Below are 19,338 nucleotides of genomic sequence, written 5' to 3'. Positions count from 1 at the left end.
TCAGGCGATATTATTGCGTTTGGCAAACTCGTAAAGGCCGACCATATTTTGAATGTCGAGCTTTTCCATTAATCGGCGTTTGTAAGTGCTTACCGTTTTATCACTGATTTTCATCCGCTGTGCCATTTCCACCACTTTCATTCCTTTGGATAAATACACCAGCACCTGCAATTCTTTACTGGAGAGGCCGGCAATTTTATTTTTGTCTTCCTGAATATCATCCGGTAAACCCTGACGTCGGCGATTTAAAGGAAAGAAGCCATATCCGGCATTAATCGCGCGAATGGCATCGTGTAATTCGGTCATGTTATTGCGCTTGCTAATAAAACCATCGGCACCGGCAGTGGCGCTGCGCTTGATGTAATGATCAACATCCTTGCCGGTCAGCACCAGAATGCCGCCGTTAAAGCCGTTGTGGCGCAGCCTCTGTACCAGATCGATGCCGTTGTAAGAGGGCATATCGATATCCACGATGATCAAATCCGGCGACAGTTTTTTGGTTAGCGCTAATGCTTCAAATCCGTCATCCGTTTCGCCCACCACATTCATGTTGTCCGTTTCAAGCAGCAGTCTTAACGCCATCCGAACCACCGGATGGTCATCAACGATTAGAACTTCCTTCATATGGCTGTCCTGTTTATTGCGGTGAATGAAATATTAATAAGAATTGATTTTATTGGTTGACGGATTTTAAGAGTAAAGTTTAAATGGCGCAATTAATTATTTTGTAGGGGTTTCCTGATAAAATAAATATCATGCCCTGACGGATTATTTATATATTTACGATGGTTTTTGTGCGGTTTTTAATTATGCGGTGATTCATTTTAATAAGGTGCGTTAACTGAACATAAAATTGAATGCGCTGTTGCACGATCAGAACACCCGTTATCGTTGTTGATTGATATCTGATTGCTCAGAACCGTGGTTTTCCGCAGGGAAGATGAGCACGAAGGATGTCGCGATGAAAAGGACGAAATGTGAAATTGTTTAGGATAGGTTTAATATTTACCTGAAGGTAAAGTTATTTATGTGATCCTAAGTGTAACGTCATAAAATGTCACCAAGCTGATAGTTAACACAGGAAGCAATCCTGGGTGGAAAAGGGTATTTCATCCTAATCATCTGTTTTAAATGGTTAAATTTATATTCTTTATTGCCGTTTTTTAACGATGAATAAATAACTTTAACCTCCATGAACCATGAGTTGATAAACGGAGTGCTGAATTTTATTAATTCTGATCTTTGAAATGATAATTAACCAAAACATGACCCCGGTCATCACGGTGGCAGTGAAAGTTATTAAAGTAGGCTTTTATTTTCGTTCTCCTTTTTTCATTTTATTGTCAACCGCACGGGGTGAAATATGACCGTTGTTCCTTTCCGTCCAGATCGATCGGATTCATCTGATCGACCCTTATATCAGCTCGACAGTGCCAGCGCTTTTACCCGCTTAAACAGTTCGCCCAGTGGCTTGCAGACCGAGGAGGCGCAGGCGCGTCTGGCGGCTAACGGGCGCAACGTGTTGCCTCAGAAAGCCGAAAAGTCACTGCTGATGCGCTTTCTGGCGCATTTTAAAGATGTACTGATTTACATCCTGCTGGCGGCAGCGGTCATTACCGCGGTGATGGGCCACTGGGTGGATACCTTTGTCATTCTCGGCGTTGCTGTCATCAACGCACTGATTGGATTTATCCAGGAAAGTAACGCCGAGAAGTCATTGAAAAGCATTCAGAACATGCTGTCGAACGAAGCGATGGTATTGCGCGATGGGCGGCAGATCACCGTGCCGACCGAAGAGCTGGTGGTCGGTGACGTGGTGTTGCTGCGTCCTGGCGACAAAATCCCTGCCGATCTGCGCTTGTTCGACGTGCACAATTTGCGGGTGGAAGAAGCCATTCTCACCGGGGAATCCACGGTGGTGTCCAAATTAAGCGATGCGCTGGAAGGCGAAAAGTCGCTCGGCGATCGGCTGAATCTGGCTTATTCCGGTACTACGGTAAGTTCTGGCACTGCCGCAGGTGTGGTGATCGCCACTGGCGGTGATACCGAGTTGGGGCACATCAACGCGATGATCTCCTCCATCGAAGAAGCAAAAACGCCATTGCTGGTGCAGATTGAAAAACTCGGTAAGGCGATTTTCTACATCATTTTGCTGATGATGGCCGCGCTGTTCGTGTTCGGTTATCTGCTGCGCGACATCCCGCTGGCGGAACTGCTGCTGGCGGTGATCAGCCTGGCGGTGGCGGCGGTGCCAGAGGGTTTGCCGGCGATTATCTCGATCATTCTCTCACTTGGCGTGCAGTCGATGGCGCGCAATCATGCCATCATTCGTAAGCTGCCGACGGTAGAAACCCTCGGTGCCATGTCAGTGATCTGCTCGGATAAGACCGGCACGCTGACCATGAACGAAATGACGGTGAAAGCGCTGGTGTTGGCCAACAGTCACTGGCGTATCAGTGGCAACAGCTACGAGCCGAAAGGGGAGTTTTATCTGGAAAGCGGCCAGCGTGATGAGGCGCTGCTCAACGGCTTTTTACAGACGGTAGATATCTGCAACGAGAGCCAACTGAGGCAGGATAATCAGGGGCACTGGGGGATTGTCGGTGGCCCCACCGAGGGCGCGCTCAAGGTGCTGGCGGCGAAAGCGGGCATCAACTCGGAATCCGTGCAGGTGTTGAGTAAGCTGCCGTTTGACTCGGCCTACAAATACATGGCCGTGAGTTGCCTGATTGATGGCAAAGCGTGCCTGTTACTGACTGGCGCACCGGATGTGCTGCTCGCGCTGTGCCAGCAGCAGCAGGGCGCGCAGGGTGCCGAAGCGCTGGATCGCGACTACTGGAACGCCGCGATCACCACTTATGCCAGCGAAGGGCTGCGCACCGTGGCCGCGGCCTGGCGCTGGCTGCCGGAGGGCCAGCAGCAGATCGATCACGCCGATCTGCGCGAGGGCATGATGATGCTGGGTCTGGCGTGCATGATGGATCCGCCGCGTCCGGAAGCGATTACCGCCATACGCGACTGCCAGCAGGCCGGGATTCGCGTCAAAATGATCACCGGCGATCACCCGGAAACGGCGATGGCCATCGGTCAGATGCTAGGCATCGGCAACAGTGACAGCGCCGTCACCGGTTATCAGCTGGAGCACATGGATGATGCGGAACTGGGCAAAGCGGCTCGTGAGTACGACATTTTCGCACGCACCAGCCCGGAACATAAGCTGCGTCTGGTGAAAGCGCTGGCAGTGAGCGGGGAGATCGTCGGGATGACCGGCGATGGCGTGAATGATGCCCCTGCGCTGAAACAGGCCAATGTCGGCATCGCCATGGGCATCAAAGGCACCGAGGTGACCAAAGAGTCGGCGGATATGATTCTGGCGGATGATAACTTCGCGACTATCGCGGCGGCGGTGAAAGAGGGGCGTCGCGTTTACGATAACCTGAAGAAAACCATCCTGTTTGTGATGCCGACCAACCTCGCACAGGGGCTGTTGATCATCATCGCCATTCTGATGGGCAATCTATTACCGCTGACGCCGGTGCAGATTCTCTGGATGAATATGGCGACCTCAGCAACACTCTCATTTGGGCTGGCATTCGAAGCCGCCGAGCGCAATATCATGCGTCGGCCGCCGCGTAACGTGCGCAGCCATGTGATGGATGGATACGCCATCTGGCGAGTGGTTTTTGTCGGCTTACTGATTTCGATTAGCGCCTTTGTACTGGAAGCCTGGTTGCAGCCGCGTGGTTATTCGCCGGAGTTTATCCGCACGGTGCTGTTGCAGATGCTGGTGACTGCCCAGTGGGCATATATGCTCAACTGCCGCAACAGCGAGGGCTTCTCACTGGATAAAGGCTTGCTGAAAAATCGCGGTATCTGGCTGGTGACGCTGGTGCTGGTGGCGCTGCAGGCGATGATTATTTATCTGCCGCTGATGAATACGCTGTTTGGCACCGAGCCACTGCCGATTAAATATTGGTTTATTTCGCTGGCGGTCAGCGCCGGGATATTTGTGCTGGTGGAAATTGAGAAGCATCTGACGCGCGGCTGGCGCGTCGCCCGATAGTTCACGCTGGCTGGCGCAGTGCCAGCCAGACTTTTTTCAGCAGGAAGGTGAGGGGAATCGCCAGTATCGCACCGGTCATACCCAGCAGTGCTTGCCAGAACAGGAAAGCCAGCAGCTGTACGGTCAGGGTGAGATTGAGGCGTTTGCCGAGCATCAGCGGCTCCAGCACCGAACTGAGCAACAGGTTCAGCACCACAAAGAATCCCACCGTCATCAGGCTGGTTTGAGTATCGAACAGGATAAAGGTTTGTATCACCGGCGGAATGGCCGCCAGAAAGGAACCGAGCACCGGAATGTAGTTGAAGATAAACATCAGCACGCCCCACAAAAAGGCGAACTTCAATCCCAGCAGATGCGCCATGCCCCAGACAATCACGCCGCCCAGCAGGCCGGTCAGCGTTTTCACCCGCGCATAAACAATCACACTCTGAATCCCTTCTTCCAGCGCGATAAACAACGCAGTGTGCTGCTTACTGGCGCGCAGGGTGCGTTTCAGCAGCGGCAGCTCAATCAGCATAAACAGCAGCATCAGGAATACCATCAGCCACCACGAAAGCAGGCCGGGGATTAACGACAGTTGATAGGTGACAAAGCGCACCACCGCACCGGCATCGACAAAATTCAGCATCTCATCGGCGGTGAGGGCAATGCCCATCTGGCTCAGAGAGAGCGTCAGGTATTGTAGCTTGGCCGCCACCAGATTGGGTGCCTGACGGCTGAGTTTGATCAGGTCGGGCGCGGAAGCGCTGAGTGACATGATGGTGATGACGATCAGCAACAGCAAAATCACAATCACCAGCAGAGAGGTGAGCGTGCGCGGGATGCCGCGTTGCGCAAGGCGGCTAATCAGCGGATCGAGCATCACGGCAAGAAACATCGCCAGCAGTACCTGGTTGATCAGCGGCGCACCAAGGCGCAGCCCAAACAGCACAAGGGTCAGACATGCGAGCAAAATAAGCGCCTGCGTTAGCGGCGCGAAAGATTTTAACCAACCCTGGTACATCGATGCAGTTCTCCGGTAAACGGGCGGTTGCCGAGTGCAGCAACCGCCTGACAGGGAAACGCCTTACTCGCGAGATTTCCCCTCTTCAATAAACTCTTCGTCGATCTCCTCGACATTGTCACGGTTGTCGCGCCCGGAGAGCAGGTTCCAGCAGGCGATAAACAGCGCGGCAATCAATGGGCCGATGACAAAGCCATTGATACCGTAAACTTCCATGCCGCCCAGCGTCGAGATCAGGATCAAGTAGTCAGGCATTTTGGTGTCTTTTCCGACCAGCAGCGGACGTAAAATGTTGTCTACCAGACCGACGATCACCACAAAGAAGCCGACCAGGAACAGACCTTTCCATATCGCGCTGGTGGCGAAGAAGAAGATCGCCGCAGGCACCCAAACGATGGCGGAACCGACCGCCGGGATCAGCGACAGGAACGCCATCAACGCACCCCACAGCAAGCTGCCGTCAATGCCGGTGAACCAGAAGGCAAGACCGCCCAACACGCCCTGAACTACCGCGACCACCACCGTGCCTTTGACGGTAGCGCGTGAGACGGCGGCAAATTTCACCATCAGGTGATGCTTCACGTAGGTAGAGAGCGGCAGTGCTTCCAGTATCAGATTGACCAGCCATGGGCCATCCTTCAACAGGAAGAACAGCAGATACAGCATCACGCCGAAGCCAACCGTAAAGGTGAACGTTCCTTTACCGATCATGAACACGCTGCCTGCCATGTATTGGCCGCCTTTGAGGGCAAATTCAGACAGTTTCTGCTGAATCTGGCCGGCATTGTTGAGGTTGTGTTCCGCGAGATAACTCTGCGCCCAGTTCGGTAAGTGCTGCATTAATTCGGCAAACACCGTCGGGAACTGTGACGAACTGTTCTGCAGTTTGGTGTACACAGTATTGACTTCAACTACCATCGACGAGGTGATAATCGCTAATGGCGTGAACACGATCAGACAGATGATCGCCAGAGTGGCAAAGGCAGCGAGCCCGTTACGATCGCCCATTTTGCGGCGCAGCAATGACTTCAGCGGATGGAAGATCACCGCCAGAATGGCTGCCCAAAAAATGGCAGAGAAGTATGGTGTCAGCACATCAAAAAAGGCGTAGGTGACTATCGCCAAAATAACAATAAAGAAGCCGAAGTTAAGTCCTTTAATACGCATTCAATTGTCTCGTGAGTAAACGTGGCGATTGAACTATAGAACGTGATTAGCGGAATGTAATGCTTTTAAGCCACGCGTGCGGACATCGGATGTCCCGATTTGTCCTGCTGATGTCTGCAAGCGGGCTGGCGCGTTTGAGGTAACACGGTGATGATGGTGAAAAATCTGACTGGAGATGAACCATGCTGGAACTGCGTCCCAACTGCGAATGCTGTGATAAAGACTTACCGCCGGACTCACCCGATGCGCGCATCTGCTCGTTCGAATGTACCTTTTGTGTCAAGTGTGTGGAAACCACGCTGAATCATCGTTGCCCGAACTGTGAGGGTGAGCTGGTGCGCCGTCCGGTGCGTCCGGCGGCGGCGTTAGCACGCCATCCGGCTTCGACCACGCGTCATTTATCGGCTTCCGCGACACGCTGAATGAGTTCGTCAAGCTGCGCTTCGTTGAAGACTTCGATGCCGTGCTGGCGCAGCAGTGTGCGAGAGATGAGCAACTTATCGCTGCCATTATAACGAACCGTAAATCCCATCAGGCAGGCACTGACTAATATTCTTTCCATGACTCCATCCTTCGGAAATAAATCGCAGCGGTAACGTAATATTCTAACGCTGATATCGAAGTTGAAATAAAAATCCATTAAGCGAGGTAAAGCCTGCGCTATATTTAGCGCGATATTAATCACGATTGTGAATTAATCGAGGTGCTGCAGGATTCTAACGTATTAATGCCGGGTAAATTGATGAATAACGCTGAAGTCTGATTAATGAAAGGGTTTGCCGACGCAGGTTGAAGGGAATGGTATTGATTTAGCAGTGTTTTATCGCCTGGTGGTTGTGTGGTTATCGTTGGGGGCAGGTTCGTTTCTATCACCACGACGGTGCGAAATTTATCAAACCGCTATTCTGGTCAGAGCACAGACCTTATTTGTGCATCAGATCCCTCGCACAGCAGATTATTTTTCTGCGCCATTTTATTTTTACGGTTTTTTCCGAAAAGCAGGGGTTTTTAAAAGAATTTTGCATTTTAAAATGGTATTGTTTATCCGCAATGCTAGTGATGTGGCGTTGTGTGCTTCAGTTTTACCCTCAATTTTAGGGTTTACCCGCTTTATGCAATTTATGGAAATAGCATTCTCCACCCGATCCTCGCGATCGGGTTTCTTTCCTCTCCGCTGTAGTATGAATCCGCTGACTTTAAGACCAGATAATGTCAGAAAAGACACAACCGTTAAGAAATCGATAATTTGCAGTAATTTAATGTAAGTATGCGGTTTTTAAGAGTTTTGGAAATCCTCTTTTGCTTTTGATTGGTGAATAGTGTCTCTCGACGGCGCAGTAACTGCCGTTATCATTGGAGGCAACATCATGAAAAAAACAACATTAAGTCTTATTGCGTCACTTATTGCATGCAGCACACTGTTCTCTTCCGTCTCCTGGGCAGATGGCCCGGGCGACCAGCGCTGGCAGCAGCACGGCGGCGACCAGCGCTGGCAGCAGCATGGCGGCGACCAGCATCAGGATCATGGGCGTGGCCCTGACCATGGCGGCGATCGCGGCCCCGATCATGGCTACAACCGTGGCCCGGACCGTGGCCCGGATCATCATGACCGTTATGCCGACCATCGTGGCCCAGATGGACACCATGACGGCGATCACTTCGCCTGGAACGGCCATGACTTCCGTCGCGGTCACCCGATGCCGCCAGAATTCCGTGGCCCGCACTATCGCGTAGATGACTGGCGTGAACGCCGTTTGCCAGAGCCGCCGCGCGGTGAGTACTGGTCTTACATTGACGGTAATTACGTCCTGATTGCTGCCGCCACTGGCGTGATCACCTCGCTGCTGCTGAACGGCGCATTTAACTAATCTCCCCCACGGATGGCTACGGCCATCCGTGTTTCTATCTGCTTTCTGCCCTCACCAGGTTATTCTCTATGCGACCCTTTTTTCCCTACAACGCGCTAAGGAGTCATGATGACCGTGGTAAAAATGGTGGCAGTAGACAAGGACGGCACCTTTCTCGACGATAAAAAGCAGTACAACCGGGCTCGTTTTCAGGCTTGTTATGAAGAGATGAAACGGCGCGGCATCAAATTTGTGGTCGCCAGTGGCAATCAATATTACCAACTCAAATCCTTCTTCCCCGATATCTCCAGCGAAATTGCCTTCGTCGCCGAAAACGGTGCATGGATCATCGATCGCGATGAAGAGCTGTTCTGCGGCGCATTCAGCCGTGACGATATCGATGCGGTACTCGACACCCTGCACAACGGGCACTACCCGGAATTGCGTTATATCCTCTGCGGACGTGAAAGTGCTTACTACTTCGAAGGTCTCGACGAGAGCTGGCTGGTGAAGATGCGCCACTACTGCCATCGTCTGAAGCCGATTCGCAGCCTCGATGAGGTCGCGGATGACAAACTCTTCAAGTTCGCCCTCAATCTTTCCGATGATTATGTTGAACCGTTAATGGCCGATATCGAACGCCTGCACCAGGGGTCGGCCGCAGCGACCTCCAGCGGCCACGGCTCAGTGGATCTGATTGTGCCGGGTAATCACAAAGGCCATGGGCTCGATCTGCTCGGCAAACGCTGGGGCATCGACCGCAGCGAGATTTTGGTGTTTGGCGATGGCGGTAACGATCTGGAGATGTTGCAGCAATCGGGCTTTAGCTTCGCCATGGCGAATGCACCGCAAAAAGTGAAAGATGCCGCACGCTATGAAGCGCCCAGCAACAATGAAGAGGGCGTGCTGCAGGTGATCGAACAGATGCTGGCGGGCAAACCGCCGTTTAGCCTCTGAGCGTCATCTGACACTTAATTCATTGTTTGCTTAGCCGATGCGCGAGGCGTATGCAGGCGCGGCGAGATGAAGCTGCACGACATTGCGCTGTAAAGTGGCGGGAAAGTCATGTTGTGCGGGTGTGCTTTGGCGCACCCGCACCGTCTAAATCAACCGATGTTATGCAACGTGCCAGGCCGCAGTAATCATCTCGGTGAGGGTGGAGGCATCGTAACTGACCCAGCCGTTTTTACTGTTGGCGCGCGCGACAATCCAGTCAACGTCGGTGGCGTTCAAGGTCGGCCCATCCTGCCAGAACGGCACAATCGCATGCGCCTGCAACCAGGATTTGAGCGCCAGCGCGGGCGGCGCCGGATCGTCCGGTAACAATGCTTGCCCCAGCTGTGTCATCAAACGCTTCTGTTCGGCGTGTTCAGTTTCCGCCAGCACATCAAGGAATGGGAACAGCAAACGTCCACACACTTCTCCGTGATGGAAAGGTTTGATGGCGCCCAGTTCACCGGCAATCCCATGAATCACGCCCAATCCCGCACTGCTCAGGCAGACACCGCCCAGCCAGGAAGCCATCATCATCGCTTCTCGTGCTTCATCACCTTGTGCATCGTCACGATTCAGGTTTGGCCATGCCTGAAAGAACAGCCGCAGCCCATTCAGCGCCGTTTGTTGGGTAAACAGATTGCCTTTGCGCGACAGATACGCTTCAAACAGATGGGTAAAGGCATCAATGGCGCAGGTGGCCAGTACGCTATCTGGTGTGCCCTTGAGCAAATCGGCATCCAGAATTGCCACCTGTGGTACAAACACCGGATGGCGCAACGAGGCTTTCACCTGAATATGCTGCTGATCGGTCACCACGGCGTTTTGCGTCGCCTCACTGCCCGTTCCCGCTGTGGTGGGAATGGCGATCAGCGGCAGAGTGATCGCCTGAACCGGCGTATCACCCACTTTCTCCAGGTAGCGTGCGGTGTTGAGCGGATGCTGCATCATGGCGCTGAAAGCTTTAGCCGCATCCAGCACGCTACCGCCGCCGATCGCCACTACGCGATCCACATGGCCGCGCCAGCGATTCACCCAGGCATCAATTTCATCGGGCGAGGCTTCATGGCTGACAATTTCATAGCCCAGAATCTGGTCATTGAGTGCCGCGCCCAGTCTTTGCCAGGCGGGACCGTTGAGGAAAGAGCGGCCACAAAACAGCAACGTCGGTTGGGGATGGGCAGCCAGCAGCGGCAATAATCGGTCAATGCTGCCACGTCCAAACAGGGTTTGTTGATTACTGTACAACTCGATCAGATTCTCACTCACCTGCATATCCTTTTTTTGAAGGGCATAAAGACCTTAGTGTAACCAAAACCCGTAACGCCTCCGCTGCAAACATTCTGATAACTGCCTGGCAAAAAGTTGATCACCTTCGCAAAACAGAAATTCCCCCTGCGCGGCTGATGCTTTGTGCGCAATGTTACCCTTAACATGATACCCGTAACATTGTGCGACAGACCGCGTGCCTCTCAGCGATGTCACCGAATCGACTGTCCTTTGGGATCAACAAAACAAACCGCTGCCGACATGCTGTCGTGCGCAAAAGTGGAGAAAAATTATGCCATTACTCTATGTGGCGATTGGCGTAGCCTTACTGCTGCTGTTAATGATTCGCTTCAAGCTGAACGGATTTATTGCGCTGATCCTGGTCGCGCTGGCGGTGGGCATGATGCAGGGTATGCCCGTCAACAAAGTGATTGGATCGATCAAAACTGGCGTGGGCGGCACGCTTGGTAGTCTGGCGCTGATCATGGGCTTTGGCGCTATGTTGGGAAAACTGCTGGCTGACTGCGGCGGTGCCCAGCGTATTGCCACCACGCTGATTGCTAAATTTGGTCAAAAACACATTCAGTGGGCGCTGGTCTTAACCGGCTTCACGGTGGGCTTCGCGCTGTTCTATGAAGTGGGCTTTGTGTTGATGCTGCCGCTGGTGTTCAGCATCGCGGCGTCGGCGCGTGTGCCGCTGTTGTACGTCGGCGTGCCGATGGCTGCGGCATTGTCGGTGACGCACGGTTTCCTGCCTCCGCATCCAGGTCCAACGGCGATTGCGACGCTGTTCAACGCCGATATGGGTAAAACGCTGCTGTATGGCACTCTGCTGGGTATTCCGACCGTGATTCTGGCGGGCCCGGTGTATGCGCGCTTCCTGAAAGGCATCGACAAACCGATTCCTGAAGGTTTGTGGAACCCGAAAACCTTTACCGAAGCGGAAATGCCCGGCTTTGGCGTCAGCGTCTGGACGGCGTTAGTGCCGGTAGTGCTGATGGCCTTGCGTGCCGTGGCGGAGATGGTGTTGCCGAAAGGGCATCTGTTGTTGCCGTATGCGGAGTTCTTTGGTGACCCGATTATGGCAACGCTGATTGCAGTGCTGATCGCCATCTTCACCTTTGGTCTGAACCGTGGACGTAGCATGGATGAAGTGATGGGCACCATCACCGACTCGATCAAAATCATCGCCATGATGCTGTTGATCATTGGTGGCGGCGGGGCGTTCAAGCAGGTGCTGGTGGACAGCGGTGTCGATAAATACATCGCGAGTATGATGCACGAGACCAATGTATCGCCGATCTTTATGGCGTGGTCCATCGCGGCGGTGTTGCGTATCGCATTGGGTTCAGCCACCGTGGCGGCGATTACCGCCGGCGGGATCGTTGCACCACTGATTGCCACCAGCGGTGCCAGCCCGGAACTGATGGTGATTGCCGTGGGTTCCGGCAGCGTGATCTTCTCTCACGTCAACGATCCGGGCTTCTGGCTGTTCAAGGAATACTTCAACCTGACCATCGGTGAAACCATCCGCTCCTGGTCCGCGCTGGAAACCATTATTTCGGTGTGTGGTTTGGTCGGCTGTTTGCTGCTGGCTAACGTGATCTGAAGGAAATTAGCTGAGGCGATGTGCCTCAGCTTTCTTATTACTGGGGTCTACTGCGCCAGCGCGCGGAAGGCCGCCAGCTCTTCATCGGACATGCCCGCTTGTAATGCCGCTGCACAAATCTGTTCCCAACTGTTGCTGTCGAGCGGAATCCCCTCGCGATCGCGTTCGATACGATTCTGTTCTTCCCATTCACCTGGCACCTGAATCGGTGCATCGCCGCTTTGTGGCGAGCGTTTTACCCATTCGAGGAACGATTCTGCTTCTTCCTGCATCGCCGGGGCATCAAACGCTTCGGGATTAACGATGATGGTGGTCATGCAGTTGAAAATGGCGTCATGGCTGCTGACCAGCGTGGCATCGTGCGTGGTGCGACCACCGGAAAGCGCACCGCCCAGAATTTCGCACATCGTGGCCAGCGCGTAACCTTTGTGCAGACCGAAGGGCATCAGCGAGCCATAAGGTGCCTGATGCATCACGCCGGGTTCGGTGGTGGGTTGCCCCTGATGATCGATCAGATAACCGGGCGCGACCTGTTGCCCTTTGTTCCATGCCACGCGTGTTTTGCCGTAGGCAATCCCGCTGGTAGCGAAATCGAGCAGCAGCGGTTTGGCATTTTGGCGTGGGAAGATGGCACAGAAGGGGTTGGTGCCAAAACGACGGTCGCTACCGTTAAAGGGCGCAACCATCGGATCACCCATCACGTTGACGAAATGGAAAGAGACGAATCCTGCCGCTGCGCACTGTTCCGCCCAATGACCGATACGACCAATATGGTGGGAATGGTGTAAGCCGACTGCAGCGATACCCAGCTTCGCTGCACGCTCAATACCCAACTGCATCGCCTGATGTGCCGCCACCTGACCAAAGCCGTTATGTCCGTGCAGGGTGAGCACCGCACCGGCATCCTTTTCAATGGTGGTGTGCTGGTTCAGCTGCAGGAATCCCTGCTTCAGTGAACTCATATAGCTCGGGATCATTCCTACGCCGTGTGAATCGTGACCGGCCAGATTGGCGGCCACCAGATGGTCAGCCACTAAACGTGACTCTTCGGCGCTGCTGCCGGCATGTAACCAAATGGCCTGAACAAATTGATGTAACTGGGAAGGGGGAAGTCGGTAAAGGGCACTCACGCGGTCAATCTCCTTGTCATGTTCGATAATGCATCCTGCGCTTAAAGCTATCATTACCGCAAGTGAGTGTTATCAAAAGCAAAGGGCCACAATCTGTGGCCCAAAAACTCAATGCGGCTGTTCAAAGCCCGCTTTCACCATCTGATCGCGCAACGCGCGGGTAATTTCACGGTTCCCACCCGTGACCGGATAAATGACATTGTTGACGACATCGTCAAGGTAATGCTCTTCAAACTCTTGCATGGTGAGTTGGGTGCCACCTTCATCATTAATAGCAATGCTGCCACTGATGTGGTTGCCGTAATCCTTTGCCTTCAGGCTGTAACGCCCCATGCTGGTATTAATCGTGCTCATAAGATCTCCTTGTTACGTAGGCAGTGATAACAATTGAGGCCTGCTAGAGGCGCTGTAAGTTTAGACAGCACGAGCCGGCGGTGCGCAGCGGGAGAGAGAGATAAAATCGCGACATGCGACCCGTCTCGCAGAAATAAAACTGAACGGAAGGCAACGCTCATCACCATGCGTGACAGTGCTCGCACTGCACAGCGAACGCAGAATGATCATCTATACTGGATAACAGGCGCGTTATTTTTCATCACTGAAGGAGCGAACAATGAAAATAATTCTGTGGATTATTGCCATCATTTTTATCGTGGGATTACTGACGATTACGGGTGTATTCAAACTGATTTTTTAGCATGAACAGGCACCTGAGGTGCCTGAATTCTTTATTCTGCCCGGGACGCGGCAAATTCACTCAATGTCAGCATTGCCGGAATCAAGTCCCGCCAGTCAATCGGTTTATCACAACCCGCGCAACACGCACCATGGTGTGGGTTATTTCTATCCTCTTCCACTTTCGGCAATGTGAAATAAAATTTAGCGCAGCCGCAACGTCGACAGCGAATCGTCATTTCAATGTTCCTCCCTCTCCATCCTGGAAAGATGAGATTTATCTTATTCGTCCGCAGAGTTCAATTCATAAAATTAATTAATTTATTTCCAATGTAAATAACCGGCGTTAACTTGCTGAATATTAAGTTGTCTCTGTGCGTGATAATGACGCACTAAGTGCATTAAATGTGCATTTTCCTTGCCTTCTCGACCTATCCCTTTCAATACATAAACCCCAACCTAATTTAAATCATCGGTAAATAATCCGGTAACCCAGACAATACCTGGAGTTTTCAGCCGCTTTTTTAAATACCCTTTTAAGTCGTAGCGCTAATAATCGCCTACTCGCCGAATGACATTCTTAGCGCGGTGGGTTGAATTTAAGAGATGACTTAATAGGATTTTTTTGTGAATCGGCACATTTTATCCGCACTTTTGGGCGGAATTTTGACGTTACCCATGACGTTTTTGGCATCAGCAGTCACAACATCGCAAGCCGTTGAGGCGGGATGGAACACATTTAGCACCAATGTTGAGCAAACCTGGTCGCAGCCACAGCATCATGACTTTTACCTACCCGCTATCACCTGGCATAACCGCTGGACCTATGATGACGAGCATATCGAAAAGTACAACGAGCGGCCGTGGGGTGCAGGGGGCGGTGTCTCTCGTTGGGATGAGAAAGGCAACTGGCATGGGCTCTATGCCATGGTGTTCAAAGACTCGTTCAACAAATGGGAGCCTATCGCTGGCTATGGCTGGGAAGCGACCTGGCGGCCATTGAACGACCAGAATTTCCACATCGGTGCAGGCTACACCGCGGGCGTCACCGCGAGAGATAACTGGCGCTATATCCCGGTTCCACTGGTTTTGCCATTAGCATCAATAGGATATGGGCCAGCCACTTTCCAAATGACTTATATTCCAGGGACTTATAATAACGGCAACGTCTATTTTGCCTGGCTGAGATTCCAGTTTTAGCGTGTGAAAAGCGTCAAAAAGTGTGAAGGGGATGCAAAAAATCAATATTTATCACTTTTTCATCAATTCTCACTGGACAAATGTCACCGCAATTGCTGTACTAGATGCCGACACAGTTTAGTGTCCATTTTTCATGTAAAGGTAATATAGATGTCCAAGATCAAAGGTAACGTTAAGTGGTTTAATGAGTCGAAAGGCTTCGGTTTCATTACTCCAGAAGATGGCAGCAAAGATGTATTCGTACACTTCTCTGCAATCATGAGCAATGGTTTCAAAACTCTGGCTGAAGGTCAGCGTGTAGAGTTCGAAATCACTGACGGCGCTAAAGGCCCATCTGCTGCTAACGTTATCGCTCTGTAAGTTAACAGTTAGAATTTTGAAAACCCGCCTAATGGCGGGTTTTTTTTGTCCTTTTTACATGTGCCACCAGGTCAGGGAATAGCCCAACACGGCCGCCATGGCGACGAAAAGCGCCATCACTTCATTGTAGCTACGTGGAATCAGGTTTTTCATGTGCGCGCCCCAGAGGTGTATTTCACTCAGCATCGCAAAGCCAGGTTAAGCCAACCTTAAGCCGTGATGACAGTCTGATGACAGGGCACATTCTGCGGCGTATTTCACAGAACCTGGCAGTAACATTCTCATAACAATCCTTACTTGCAGCTTTTTACGCAACAACGCTATATAACTGCATGCAAGGACTCATGAGGAGGCAGGATGAATATACGTCAGGCACTGGCAAAAGACAGTTTTGCCCTGAGTGCGCTGTTAACCGAACTGGGTTACAGCGGCACAGAAAAGTTTATTGATACACGTCTGGCGCAGTTATGCAGCCATCCCGACGAAATTTTATTGGTGGCAGAACACGGTAATCAGGTTCTGGGATTTCTCTCTTTGCACTTTATCCCCCAACTGGCGCTGCCCGGTGATTTCGCCCGCATCAGCTATTTTTGCATTGCGGAAGGCGAGCGCAGTAAAGGCAGTGGCCAACAGCTGCTCAGCCATGCCGAACAGCTAGCGCGTGAACGGGGCTGCGATCGCATGGAAGTGCATTGTCACGCTTCCCGCCTTAAAGCCAACCAGTTCTACTCGCGTGAAGGCTATGTGGAATCTCCGCGTTATCACATCAAAGATCTGGGCTCGCTTTAAGTTCACGCCCGGTGGCGATGACCAGCGCGTCAGCAATGCTTTCAAGCTGATCGAACGGGAGCAGCGAAGCACTGACGCGAATAAAGGGCTCGCCGTTGAGGCAACAGCGTTCTCCCGGCAGTACAGCGATGCCGCGTGCTGCCAGGGTGATCATGGCGTACTGCTCTGATTCCACCGGGATCTGTACGCTCAACCCATCTCGCTCTCCCAGTACCACTCCGCGTTTTGCCAGTGCCGCCAGTAACTGCTGGCGACGCTGCGCGTATACGGTCTTCGCCTGTTGAATGCTCTGCTGTGTGGCCTCATCGGTGAGCATCCATGCCACCGCATCCTGCAAGATACGGCTGGTCCAGCTGACACCGAAATTACGCCACGACTGCAGTCGTTTCACCATGTCTGCCGTCGCGGATAACGCCGCCAGGCGCAGATCGGGACCATAGGCTTTGGAAAAAGAATGAACGTGAATGACCCGCTCCGGGAAGTGAAAACCGAGGCTCCAGGCCGGCCAGCGCGACAGATCGCCAATGCCATCATCCTCGACAATCATCGTGGTACTGTTCGCCAGCACCCTTGCTAACTCGGCACTGCGTCGCTGTGTCACGCTGTAGCCGGTGGCCGAATGCGTGCGCGGCTGATAGATAAACATCGCCGGTGATTTTTGCAGATGTGTGGCCAGCGTCGTGGGTATCGGCCCCTGATCATCACAGGGCAGCGGCAAAATTTCTGCGCCGATATTTTCCAGCATATCCAGCAAACGGGTGGCCGTGGGATTTTCAATCACCACCCGATCGCCCGGCGATAGCAGCGTCTGCACAATCAGGTTCATGGCATCAAAACCGCCATCAGTGGCTAACCAGGCTTCCGCCGGATAGGGCCAGCGTGGACTGATGGCCGCTTGCAATTGCGGGGAGATCGCTTCGCGCTGATAGCTGTTTAACTCAGGCGAGGCAATCCCCGCGAGGATCGCCCGTTTAAGATCGGGTAGCAACGCCGGATCGGGTGACGCCATCGCCAGCGCCGCCCGGATGTTCTCGCCGTAGTTACCAATCTTCTCAAAGCGGATGGGGCGTGGCAGTACGCTGTTGCCACACACCCACACGCCACTGCGTCCTTTACCCGCCAGCACTTTCTGCTTCTTCAGTTGCGCCCAGGCAGCAGAAACGGTTGCCGGACTGACGCCCAGCCGCTCTGCCAGTTCGCGCACCGCGGGCATTTGCATGCCAACAGCAATTTGGCCGTCCCGAATTAAGGATGAGGCGGTAAGCGTTATTCCCTTTACCGAAGCATCGTCTATTTGATGGCTAAGCCACTCGACATCTACCGTTTGCGTCATAAGAAAATCATTTGTTCAGTAACAAAGAATTGATTGTTCAGATTAGTATTCGCGTTTTAGACTCAAATTCAAGCACTATTTGCTGAATAAATAAACAGCGCCAGATCTCTGGCCGAAAACGGGGAAAGCACAATTATGGTAACCATCAGACTGGCGGTGCGTGACTGGGATTATTTCACCCCGCTGGCACTCGGCGACATCAAACCGGAAGGCTTCACGTTAGAGATTGACCGCGTGGGCACGCTGGTTGATAACCTCGCGACCAGCGACAAATACGACGCGGGTGAAGTGTCATTCAGCCGCTATGCTCAGGCATGCGCCAGAGGCGATAACGCACTGCTTGGCCTGCCGCACTTCTTGATGCGCGGCTTCCGCCAGCGCTGCATCATCACCACCGCTGACAGCCCAATTACCACGCCCGCTCAGCTGAAAGGCAAGAAAATCGGGGTGACCGGCTGGCAGGATTCTGGCAACACCTGGACGCGCACCGTGCTGCGTGAAGCTGGCGTAGAGATCGATGATGCGTACTGGTTTGCCGGCCGTCTGATCGAAGAGCATCCGATTGTGGATCGCCTCGCGGGATTCGGCCGTCCAGGTCGCATTGAGCCGGCACCGGGTGAGCGCCCGCTGATCGAACTGCTGAAGGCCAGTGAGCTGGATGCGGTGTTCACGCCGTTTATGCCAGAAGGTTTCTTCCTGAAAAATTCTGGCCTGCGTCAATTGCAAAACGACTTTGTGACCGCCGAGCGCGACTACTTTAATCGCGTCGGCTACGTGCCGGGTATCCATCTGCTGGCGATGAAACCGGCACTGGCGGAAATGCATCCCTGGCTGCCGCAGGCGTTAAGCGAAATCATCGATCGTTCGTACCAGATGTGGATGCAGAAACGCGAGAAATACGCCGACACCACACCGTGGCTGCTGGATGATTTGCGACGTACCGCGCAGGAATTACCGGCGGACTGGAATCAAAACGGATTCTCCGCTAACAAAAAGATGATCGCCGATTTTGCTAACGAGCTGTTCCAGCAAGGCTTAACCAAAACATTACTGACGCCGGAAGCGATTTTCCCGGCAGCAGTGCAAGGGGAGTGAAGATGAAAGTTGCAATGGGGCAGTTTGCTGTCAGCCGGGAATGGCAGGAAAACACCGATATCTGCATCGGTTTAATGAACAATGCACTGGCCGGAGGCGCGGATTTACTGGTCCTGCCTGAAGGCGTGCTGGCGCGTGATATTGCCGACCCTGATTTGGTACTGAAAGCCGCACAGCCGTTGGATGGCCCTTTCATCACACAGTTGCTGGCGGTCAGTAAGGGCAACGATTTAACCACCATGATGAGCGTGCACGTGCCGACAGAGGGCAACAAGGCGCTCAACGTGCTGATTGCCATTCGCAACGGTGAACTCATCGCCGCCTACGAAAAGCTGCATCTTTATGATGCGTTTGCGATGCAGGAGTCACAGCGCGTGAATCCAGGCAACGAAATCCCACCGCTGGTGGAAGTGGCGGGGATGAAAGTGGGCCTGATGACCTGCTACGACGTGCGTTTCCCTGAGCTGGCGCGCCGTCTGGTGCTGGACGGTGCTGATGTGCTGGTATTGCCTGCCGCGTGGGTCAAAGGCCCGCTGAAAGAGATGCATTGGGAATTGCTGTGTACGGCACGCGCACTGGAAAACACCTGTTACATGGTGGCCGTGGGCGAATGTGGCCCGCGTAACATCGGCAACAGTCTGGTCATCGATCCTCTCGGCGTGGCGATAGCCAAAGCGCCAGAGTCGGCGGCACTGGTGTTCGCCGACCTCGATCCACAACGTATTGCCTACGCACGTAGCGTACTCCCGGTGCTGGAAAACCGCCGTTTTGCACGTCCTGAACTGAAACCACTTTGATAGATTTT

18 protein-coding genes and 1 pseudogene are annotated in these 19,338 nt (G+C 53.0%); 11 read left to right on the top strand and 8 right to left on the bottom strand.

Going from position 1 to position 19,338, the window contains the following annotated elements; all coding sequences use genetic code 11:
- Nucleotides 1-624, bottom strand: a complete 624-nt coding sequence (locus FD744_RS07610) for a response regulator (protein WP_034828290.1) — start codon at nt 622-624, stop codon at nt 1-3.
- Between the two features lie 739 nt (nt 625-1,363).
- On the opposite strand from FD744_RS07610, the gene FD744_RS07605 reads away from it, so the two are divergent.
- The gene (locus FD744_RS07605) at nt 1,364-4,063 is read left to right on the top strand and encodes a cation-transporting P-type ATPase (RefSeq protein WP_160867889.1); all 2,700 of its coding nucleotides are present in this window, start codon (nt 1,364-1,366) and stop codon (nt 4,061-4,063) included.
- A gap of 1 nt (nt 4,064) precedes the next feature.
- On the opposite strand, the gene FD744_RS07600 is transcribed toward FD744_RS07605, so the two are convergent.
- Entirely contained in the window at nt 4,065-5,066 is a 1,002-nt protein-coding gene (locus FD744_RS07600) for an AI-2E family transporter (RefSeq protein WP_160867888.1), read from the bottom strand.
- A 63-nt stretch (nt 5,067-5,129) separates the two neighbouring features.
- Nucleotides 5,130-6,233, bottom strand: coding sequence for an AI-2E family transporter (locus tag FD744_RS07595; protein ID WP_160867887.1), 1,104 nt, complete (start codon nt 6,231-6,233; stop codon nt 5,130-5,132).
- A 182-nt stretch (nt 6,234-6,415) separates the two neighbouring features.
- Between FD744_RS07595 and FD744_RS07590 the strand changes: the two genes are divergently transcribed.
- Nucleotides 6,416-6,655: a DUF1272 domain-containing protein gene (locus tag FD744_RS07590; RefSeq protein ID WP_034828297.1), complete on the top strand. Its 240-nt coding sequence runs from the start codon at nt 6,416-6,418 to the stop codon at nt 6,653-6,655.
- Here the strand turns inward: FD744_RS07590 and FD744_RS07585 are convergent.
- Nucleotides 6,628-6,795 carry a DUF523 domain-containing protein gene (locus FD744_RS07585; RefSeq protein WP_160867886.1) on the bottom strand — a complete coding sequence of 56 codons (168 nt, stop codon included), beginning with the start codon at nt 6,793-6,795 and terminating at the stop codon, nt 6,628-6,630. The genes FD744_RS07590 and FD744_RS07585 overlap by 28 nt on opposite strands.
- Before the next feature lie 214 nt (nt 6,796-7,009).
- On the opposite strand from FD744_RS07585, the gene FD744_RS07580 reads away from it, so the two are divergent.
- From FD744_RS07580 to FD744_RS07570, 3 genes are all read left to right on the top strand, one after another.
- Nucleotides 7,010-7,498, top strand: a complete 489-nt coding sequence (locus tag FD744_RS07580; RefSeq protein WP_160867885.1) for a hypothetical protein — start codon at nt 7,010-7,012, stop codon at nt 7,496-7,498.
- 102 nt (nt 7,499-7,600) lie between these two features.
- A complete protein-coding gene (locus tag FD744_RS07575) occupies nt 7,601-8,101 on the top strand; it encodes an RcnB family protein (protein ID WP_160867884.1) in 501 nt (166 codons plus the stop codon).
- 108 nt (nt 8,102-8,209) lie between these two features.
- Nucleotides 8,210-9,037 carry a Cof-type HAD-IIB family hydrolase gene (locus tag FD744_RS07570; protein WP_097117446.1) on the top strand — a complete coding sequence of 276 codons (828 nt, stop codon included), beginning with the start codon at nt 8,210-8,212 and terminating at the stop codon, nt 9,035-9,037.
- Nucleotides 9,038-9,196: 159 nt separating this feature from the next.
- Here FD744_RS07570 and FD744_RS07565 read toward each other — a convergent pair.
- Nucleotides 9,197-10,509 (bottom strand): annotated as a pseudogene (locus FD744_RS07565) (iron-containing alcohol dehydrogenase).
- Nucleotides 10,510-10,634: 125 nt separating this feature from the next.
- On the opposite strand from FD744_RS07565, the gene gntT reads away from it, so the two are divergent.
- Nucleotides 10,635-11,951, top strand: coding sequence for a gluconate transporter (gene gntT, locus FD744_RS07560; RefSeq protein ID WP_045816524.1), 1,317 nt, complete (start codon nt 10,635-10,637; stop codon nt 11,949-11,951).
- A 47-nt stretch (nt 11,952-11,998) separates the two neighbouring features.
- Here gntT and FD744_RS07555 read toward each other — a convergent pair whose 3' ends face one another.
- Both FD744_RS07555 and FD744_RS07550 read right to left on the bottom strand, forming a co-directional pair.
- Complete coding sequence (locus FD744_RS07555; protein WP_058960811.1) at nt 11,999-13,081, bottom strand: malate/lactate/ureidoglycolate dehydrogenase; 1,083 nt, start codon at nt 13,079-13,081, stop codon at nt 11,999-12,001.
- 108 nt (nt 13,082-13,189) lie between these two features.
- The gene (locus FD744_RS07550) at nt 13,190-13,435 is read right to left on the bottom strand and encodes a hypothetical protein (RefSeq protein WP_008103719.1); all 246 of its coding nucleotides are present in this window, start codon (nt 13,433-13,435) and stop codon (nt 13,190-13,192) included.
- A 999-nt stretch (nt 13,436-14,434) separates the two neighbouring features.
- Between FD744_RS07550 and pagP the strand changes: the two genes are divergently transcribed.
- From pagP to FD744_RS07535, 3 genes are all read left to right on the top strand, one after another.
- Complete coding sequence (gene pagP / locus FD744_RS07545; RefSeq protein WP_082678124.1) at nt 14,435-14,956, top strand: lipid IV(A) palmitoyltransferase PagP; 522 nt, start codon at nt 14,435-14,437, stop codon at nt 14,954-14,956.
- Nucleotides 14,957-15,106: 150 nt separating this feature from the next.
- Nucleotides 15,107-15,316 carry a transcription antiterminator/RNA stability regulator CspE gene (cspE, locus tag FD744_RS07540; protein WP_034829024.1) on the top strand — a complete coding sequence of 70 codons (210 nt, stop codon included), beginning with the start codon at nt 15,107-15,109 and terminating at the stop codon, nt 15,314-15,316.
- A 357-nt stretch (nt 15,317-15,673) separates the two neighbouring features.
- Nucleotides 15,674-16,105: a GNAT family N-acetyltransferase gene (locus FD744_RS07535; protein ID WP_034829026.1), complete on the top strand. Its 432-nt coding sequence runs from the start codon at nt 15,674-15,676 to the stop codon at nt 16,103-16,105.
- Here FD744_RS07535 and FD744_RS07530 read toward each other — a convergent pair.
- Nucleotides 16,083-17,438, bottom strand: a complete 1,356-nt coding sequence (locus FD744_RS07530; RefSeq protein WP_160867882.1) for a PLP-dependent aminotransferase family protein — start codon at nt 17,436-17,438, stop codon at nt 16,083-16,085. The genes FD744_RS07535 and FD744_RS07530 overlap by 23 nt on opposite strands.
- 135 nt (nt 17,439-17,573) lie before the next feature.
- On the opposite strand from FD744_RS07530, the gene FD744_RS07525 reads away from it, so the two are divergent.
- The gene (locus FD744_RS07525; protein ID WP_160867881.1) at nt 17,574-18,533 is read left to right on the top strand and encodes an ABC transporter substrate-binding protein; all 960 of its coding nucleotides are present in this window, start codon (nt 17,574-17,576) and stop codon (nt 18,531-18,533) included.
- 2 nt (nt 18,534-18,535) lie between these two features.
- Nucleotides 18,536-19,330 (top strand): deaminated glutathione amidase, encoded by a 795-nt coding sequence (locus FD744_RS07520; RefSeq protein WP_034829032.1) that lies wholly within the window; start codon nt 18,536-18,538, stop codon nt 19,328-19,330.
- The last annotated feature ends 8 nt before the right edge of the window (nt 19,331-19,338 follow it).

This window comes from Pantoea sp. Taur (assembly GCF_009830025.1).
GTDB classification, from domain to species: Bacteria; Pseudomonadota; Gammaproteobacteria; order Enterobacterales; family Enterobacteriaceae; genus Pantoea; species Pantoea communis.
Note: the sequence above shows the minus strand (reverse complement) of the source record. Positions and strands in the feature narration are given on the sequence as shown.